The sequence below is a fragment of the uncultured Microscilla sp. genome (genome assembly GCF_947493425.1).
Classification (GTDB): Bacteria; Bacteroidota; Bacteroidia; order Cytophagales; family Microscillaceae; genus Microscilla.
This window is the reverse complement of the sequence record NZ_CANLRP010000660.1, coordinates 1-239: the sequence shown is the minus strand read 5'-3', so window position 1 is coordinate 239 and position 239 is coordinate 1. Positions and strand designations below refer to the sequence as shown.

Genomic DNA, 239 nt, shown 5'->3' with positions numbered 1-239 from the left:
TGTTCAAATATTTCCGCATCATCGAAACCTCGGTCATATACATCTACAATAACGGCATTGGGGTTAGAAGCACGAATTTGACCAGTAATTTGACTGGTGTGATCCTTTACCAGGCTCTTCAAGTTATAGCCTTGACCCGAAGTAAGGGCTGACTTTATTTCTTTTACTCGCTTTTGATCCTCAAGCTTGTTAGCTTCATAGAGCTGAAGCTCCTCTACTTTTAAATAGTCAGCGTCCGT

The 239-nt window shown here is 41.4% G+C and carries 1 pseudogene; it reads right to left on the bottom strand.

The window, feature by feature from the left end:
• Positions 1–239, bottom strand: a pseudogene (locus tag Q0954_RS34850) (hypothetical protein); the annotation flags it as partial.